The organism is Streptomyces sp. NPDC127084, from assembly GCF_042724175.1.
Classification (GTDB): domain Bacteria; phylum Actinomycetota; class Actinomycetes; order Streptomycetales; family Streptomycetaceae; genus Streptomyces.
The window spans coordinates 1-6,190 of the sequence record NZ_JBHXFA010000254.1 but is presented as its reverse complement, the minus strand read 5'-3'; the positions used below and the strand labels follow the sequence as shown (position 1 = coordinate 6,190).

The 6,190-nt window shown below is 71.8% G+C and carries 5 protein-coding genes; all 5 read right to left on the bottom strand.

What is annotated here, in order from left to right:
* Positions 1–105 precede the first annotated feature (105 nt).
* Positions 106–1,284, bottom strand: a complete 1,179-nt coding sequence (gene moeZ, locus ACFWI9_RS32365; RefSeq protein WP_387168307.1) for an adenylyltransferase/sulfurtransferase MoeZ — start codon at positions 1,282–1,284, stop codon at positions 106–108.
* A 75-nt stretch (positions 1,285–1,359) separates the two neighbouring features.
* Positions 1,360–2,106 carry a spherulation-specific family 4 protein gene (locus ACFWI9_RS32360; protein WP_387168304.1) on the bottom strand — a complete coding sequence of 249 codons (747 nt, stop codon included), beginning with the start codon at positions 2,104–2,106 and terminating at the stop codon, positions 1,360–1,362.
* The gene (locus ACFWI9_RS32355; RefSeq protein ID WP_387168301.1) at positions 2,094–3,065 is read right to left on the bottom strand and encodes an NAD-dependent epimerase/dehydratase family protein; all 972 of its coding nucleotides are present in this window, start codon (positions 3,063–3,065) and stop codon (positions 2,094–2,096) included. The genes ACFWI9_RS32360 and ACFWI9_RS32355 overlap by 13 nt, the downstream gene beginning before the upstream one ends.
* Before the next feature lie 196 nt (positions 3,066–3,261).
* A complete protein-coding gene (locus tag ACFWI9_RS32350; protein ID WP_387168298.1) occupies positions 3,262–4,452 on the bottom strand; it encodes a hypothetical protein in 1,191 nt (396 codons plus the stop codon).
* Entirely contained in the window at positions 4,445–6,088 is a 1,644-nt protein-coding gene (gene pelF, locus ACFWI9_RS32345; RefSeq protein WP_387168295.1) for a GT4 family glycosyltransferase PelF, read from the bottom strand. The genes ACFWI9_RS32350 and pelF overlap by 8 nt, the downstream gene beginning before the upstream one ends.
* Between the last annotated feature and the right edge of the window lie 102 nt (positions 6,089–6,190).

The window sequence follows — 6,190 nt, the reverse complement described above, 5'->3', positions numbered from 1 at the left end:
GCCCGGAGCTGGAAGGTGGGGCCGGGATTCCCGGCCATGCGATCCATCAGGACCGGTCCGGCAGATCGGCTGGACCGGTCTGCTGAATCGGTCTGGCAGTCGGTTCTAGTAGATCGGCTTCTGCGGCTCGATCTGGTTGACCCAGCCGATCACACCGCCGCCGACGTGCACCGCGTCGGCGAAGCCGGCGGCCTTCAGTACGGCGAGGACTTCCGCGCTGCGGACACCCGTCTTGCAGTGCAGGACGATCTTCTTGTCCTGCGGCAGGTCCTGGAGGGCATTGCCCATCAGGAACTCGTTCTTCGGGATCAGCCGAGCCCCGGGGATGGAGACGATCTCGAACTCGTTCGGCTCACGGACATCGATGATGTCGATGTTCTCGCCGTCGTCGATCCACTCCTTGAGCTGCTTGGGAGTGATCGTCGAGCCGAGCGCCGCCTCCTGCGCCTCCTCGGACACGACGCCGCAGAAGGCCTCGTAGTCGATGAGTTCGGTGACGGTCGGATTCTCACTGCAGACCGCGCAGCTCGGGTCCTTGCGGACCTTCACCTGGCGGTACTGCATCTCCAGGGCGTCGTAGATCATCAGCCGGCCGACCAGCGGCTCGCCGATACCGGCGAGCAGCTTGATCGCCTCGTTCACCTGGATTGACCCGATGGACGCGCAGAGCACGCCCAGCACGCCGCCTTCGGCGCAGGAGGGCACCATCCCCGGCGGCGGGGGCTCCGGATAGAGGCAGCGGTAGCAGGGGCCGTGCTCGGACCAGAAGACGGAGGCCTGACCATCGAAACGGTAGATCGAACCCCAGACGTACGGCTTGTTGAGCAGCACGCACGCGTCGTTCACCAGATAGCGGGTGGCGAAGTTGTCCGTACCGTCGACGATCAGGTCGTACTGGCTGAAGATGTCCATCACGTTCTCGGCCTCAAGCCGCTCTTCGTGCAGGACCACGTTCACATAGGGGTTGATGCCCTTGACGCTGTCACGCGCGGACTCGGCCTTGGAGCGGCCGATGTCCGCCTGGCTGTGGATGATCTGGCGCTGCAGGTTCGACTCGTCCACCTCGTCGAACTCCACGATTCCGAGCGTGCCGACCCCGGCCGCGGCCAGGTACATGAGCGCAGGGGAACCGAGCCCGCCCGCGCCCACGCAGAGCACCTTGGCGTTCTTGAGGCGCTTCTGCCCCTCCATCCCGACATCCGGGATGATCAGGTGGCGGGAGTACCTGCGGACCTCGTCTACGGTGAGCTCGGCAGCCGGCTCGACCAGGGGTGGCAGCGACACGGAGACCTCATCAATACAGCTGGTGGTCGTTACGTCAGTACGGTTGTTCTGGCTGTAACAGTGCCACGCGCCCTCTCATTCCGAGACACCCGGTCCAATACGCGAGACAATTTCGTCCCAGTAGCCGGGCAAGGAGTCAAACGCCCCGGTTTGTCCAGTGCGGTCGGTGAAGAAGATCGTGCCCGCACCCTGCCAGCGGGCGATGCGCATGGCCTCCTCCAGTTTCGTCCGCGGCACCCCGTGGACAAAGTGGACGAACCGCTCGGGCGGATGGTCCCCCGTCCACTCCGCGACCTGCGACCAGCGGTATTCCGCCCAGGCTCCGGAGAAGGTGACGAGCTGGTCGGCTACCTCCGCGTACCCCGGGTGGGGGTGCGTGCCCTGGCCGAGGACCAGGTGGCCTCCGTCGAGAAGGGCGTTGAGGGTGGCCGTAAGACGCCGCACGGCTGGCAGGTCCACCCGGTCCACCGGGCAGCGGTCCAACAGGAAGCCGCGGACCCGGTACCAGTCGAGGTAGCGCTGGGCGTCGGTGATGAGCTCGGCGAACGGCCGGGTGCCATGGGCGAGGTCGAGATGTCCCAGCACCCGGTTCCCGGCGTTGTTCAGCCTTCCCGCGGCCTCCAGGCAGTGCGGGTCCGGCTGGATCCCGGGACCGCCGTCGGAGACATTGAGCACCGCCCAGTGCAACGGGGTCCCGGGCCGGGTCAGCTCCGCCCATTCCACCGGGGCCACCAGCGGATGGGCATAGCCGGGAACGCCGAAACCGAGCCGGTCGGCGCCGGGTGCGGAGAGCATGGGGCCGGTGGACGTCAGATACGGCACGCCGCCTCCATCCAGATATCCGCGAGGGACTCCTCCAGGTTGATCCGCGGTCGCCAGCCGAGCCGGTCGCGAGCGGTGCGCACATCGGCCTGCTGCCAGCTGCCGCACCCGTCGGGGTAAGGGAACGGCGTGGCTCCGAGCTGCTCGGCGACGCTCTCGGGACCGCGCGGTGCGCCGATGTGACCATGGCCGGGACGCACGGGGGGCGTGTCCACCTCGTGGAGCGCCCCGGTGAATCCGGCGACCCGGGCGAGCACGGCGGCGGCGTCCCTCAGGCGGACGGCACGGCCGGTGCCGATGTTGACGACGCCCTGTGCGGCGGAGAGTGACGCGGCGTGCACGGCACGCGCCACGTCCCGTACGTCCACGAAGTCGCGCTGCACACCGAGGCCGCTCAGCTTCAGCTCGCCGTCCCCGGACTGCATGGCCCGGCGCATCGCCTCCGCGAGGCGCCCCAGGGGGGATCCGGCGGGGGTGCCGGGTCCCACCGGGGAGAAGACGCGCAGCACCACGGCGTCCAGTCCCGATCCCAGCACCAGCTCGGTCGCGGCCAGCTTGGAGACTCCGTACGGGCCGCCCGGCCGCGGTACGGCGTCCTCGGCCGTGGACGAGCCGGCCTGCGACGGCCCGTACTCGGACGCGCAGCCGAGCTGGACGAGACGGGCGCCGCAGCCGCTGCGGCGCAGGGCCTCGCAGACGGTGGCGACCGCCACGGTGTTGTGCCGGGTGAGTTCGCGGGCTCCGCCGCGGGTCGCTCCGGCGCAGTTGACCACCACTCCGGGATGGACGGCGTCCAGGAAGCGGGTGAGCGCCCCCGGGCTGCCTCCCGCGAGGTCGAACCGTACGTCGGCGTCGTCACCTCGCCCCAGTGCCGTGAGGTGCACGGCAGGGTCGGCCAGCAGCCGTTCGGCGACGAAGCGGCCGAGGAATCCATTGGCTCCGAGCAGCAGCACCCTCATCGCGCGGCCCCCCGCTGCCGACGGGCCACGCCGGCCAGGACGGCCGGTGCTGGATGGGACGGGTTCATGTCGTGCGTCTCCTCAGGATGTTGCTCGATGGTTCTTCCGGTACGCCCGCGGCGTCGGCTCCGCGGGTGTTGTGTGGGGGTGGTGGCGTGGGGGGCTCAGAAGGGCCTCGGAAAGGCCCTCCGGAGAGTCAGGGGGTGTGCGCGGACGCCCGGGACAGGGCCGCGGTGGCATGGAGCAGCAAGCCGAGCGCCGCCGCTCCGCAGGCGAGCGCCGGAACGGCGCCCGGGCCCCAGGCGAGCACGGCGGACTCCACGGGCCGGGCCAGGGCGGCACATCCGGGTAGCCGGCCGATGAGTACGGAGGCCAGAGCGAGGGCTTCCACGGCGACGGCGGCTGCGAGCCCCGTGGAGGCGGAACGGGCGAAGCCGTGGACCGTGAGAAGTCGCGCCAGGAAGAGCAGCAGGCCCAAGGTGACGGCGGCCACCGCCGCCACCGGCTGGACGAGTCCGACGAGCGACACCAGGGCGATCAGCGCGACCGCGTACAGCGCGACGGTCGCCAGCAGCAGGGGCCGCACCCCGGCGGCGAAGTCCTCCAGGCCTCGGCTGCCTCCCAGCCTGCTACGTGCCGCACGGGCGAACAGCCAGGCGCTGAACGCGGCGGGGCCGACGGCGAGAGCGAGCGACAGCAGCAGACCTGCCATGGGCGGCCAGAAGCCACCGGCCGCCGCCGAGGGAACCCTGCCGCCCAGGAACCGCGCCGTGAGTCCGCCGCCCGCCAGGGAGAAGGCGATCAGCGAGCCCACCCACAGCCGTCCGGACGGCACCGTGCGATCGGGCACTCGCAGCGGGCCGCGCCGGAGACTGCCGGACAGCGCCGCGGCCAGCGCCAACGCCCCTCCCACCGCCGCACCGACGCGTACCAGGCCGTCGCTGAGGTTCAGGGCGGTCACGCCGGCGACGGCGACGGCCCCCGGCAGCAGCGCGGGCAGCAGCAGCGCCACCCCAGGCGCAGACCGGACCGGCCCCGCCCATTCCGCGGCCGCGCCGGCGGCGGGGCGGGCCGCGGTTGCCGCGGGCTCGTTACGGGGCACCCGGGCGTACATCTCCTCGGCCAGCGAGAACACGTCGCGGTGCCGGAACCGGGCAGCGGTGCGGTCGGTCAGCCCGTGGGCCTCGAGACCGGCCGCGATCTCCAGCGGGTCCACAGCCCGTTCGCACAGCTCGCGGTGCCGGTGCATCAGCGTCTTCACGGGGTCGGCGGGCCCCCGGCGGGCAGCGGCGGGCACAGCCGCCGCGGTCTGCCCAGGAGGGACCCCGGGAGGCACGGTGGTCTCAATCGCCGGGCTCGCCGGGAGATCTGCGGTGGTGTCAGGCATCGGGGGCTCCTGCGGTGACCGCGTCGGCCAGGGCGCCGTCCACCCACGAGGGGCGGTTGCGGGCTCCGGTCCAGTGGCCCGGGACATGGGCCTCGGCGGGGGTGGTGAAGGGGAGGGACGGGGCGTCCGTGTCACGGTGCGGGCAGCTGTGGGACAGCAGCTCCAGGTAGATACCGCGGAACGCGGCGAGGTTCTGCTCGACGGTGAAGAGTTCAATGGCCCTGGCCCGGGCCGCCGCCCCGAGCCGTGCGCGGCGCTCCGGGTCGCGCAACAGCGCGACACAGGCGTCCGCCAGCGCCTTCGGATTGCGCGGGGGCACCACGAGACCGGTACCGCCGATGACCTCGACAACGGCCCCGGCGTCCGTGGACACGGTGGCGCACCCGCAGAACATCGCTTCGACCAGGCTGACGGGGAAGCCTTCGACAACGCTCGACAGGACGACGACGGCACCCGCGGCATAGGCGTCGGCGAGCTCCGGTGCCTCGGGTCCGCCGATCTCCTCGAAGGAGACGGGGTTGTCCCCGACGGCGTGCGCACCGGCCGCCTCGTCGGGAAACAGTTGCGCGGCCAGCGCCCGGCAGTGCGCCAGGTAGGCGAACCCCTCGGGCTCCCGCACCGAGGTGGCCAGGATGCGCAGCCGGGCGTCGGGCTCCGCCCCGCGCACCCGCGCGAAGGCGTGGAGCAACGCGACCAGGTCTTTGGCCGGTTCGATCCTGCCGACCCAGACCAGGGTGCGCGGGTCGCCGCGAAACTCCCCTTCGCTCACCTCGGTGAAGCGTTCGGCGTCCATCCCGGGGTAGACCGTGCGCAGTCGCGCGGGATCGGCTCCGCAGCGCTCCTGCCAACGGCGGGCGTGTGTGTTGCCGGGAGTGATGAGGGCCGCCTCGCGGTACACCTCGGTGGCCAGCAGTCCGTGGAAGCGCGCCAGCAGGGCCCGCACGGGCGCCCCGGCGCCGTCACCCCCGGCCACCGCCAGATAGTGCGCGCGCAGCTGTACGCCGTACTCCGTGACGAGCAGCGGCACGCCGAAGAAGCGTTTGGCCAGTAGACCGGGCAGCGCCGCGGCCCCGCCGGATGTGGCGTGGCAGAGGTCGACGGCGCCGAGCGAGTCGCTCCCGTACCAGTCGAGACTCAGCGGGCGCAGCGCCCGCTCCAGCCGGTCGGCGAACGCCAGGAAGTCGGGCACCGTGGCGGTGTGCGCGGCGCGAAAGGCACCGGGGGCACGGCAGGCTGACTCCATGGCGCGTACGGCGAGTTCGGACCGAAGGGCGGTGTGGAGCCCGCCCTGCTCGCGCGCCTGCTCCGCGAGTCCGTAGAGGCCCTCGGCGAAGCGGCGCTCGTCGCCGCCGCAGATCCCGGCGGTCAACTCCCCGAAATGCCCGGCGAACCGCTTGCGCGCGCGCCGCCCGTGGCTGCGGCCCTCGTCCTCCGGCGCCCAGAGCGGCGCCGTACGCACCCGCTCGACCTGCGGCGGCAGCTCGACCCAGCCGGCGTCTTCCTGCTCGGCACTGCGGCTCAGGGCATAGACATCGAATTCGTGCTGCGTGAGCCCGCGCACGAGCCGGTCACACCAGAGCCTGGACTCACCCGTCGCATACGGATAGCCACCCTCCGTAAGCAATCCGATCCGCACGAGTACACCCCGATCCCACTTGTGGAACAGCCGCTGTCGGTCCCCGCGGGGGGGGGCGCGCGGGGGGGGGCGGGGGGGGGGGCGGGGGCTTGATGGGAAGCC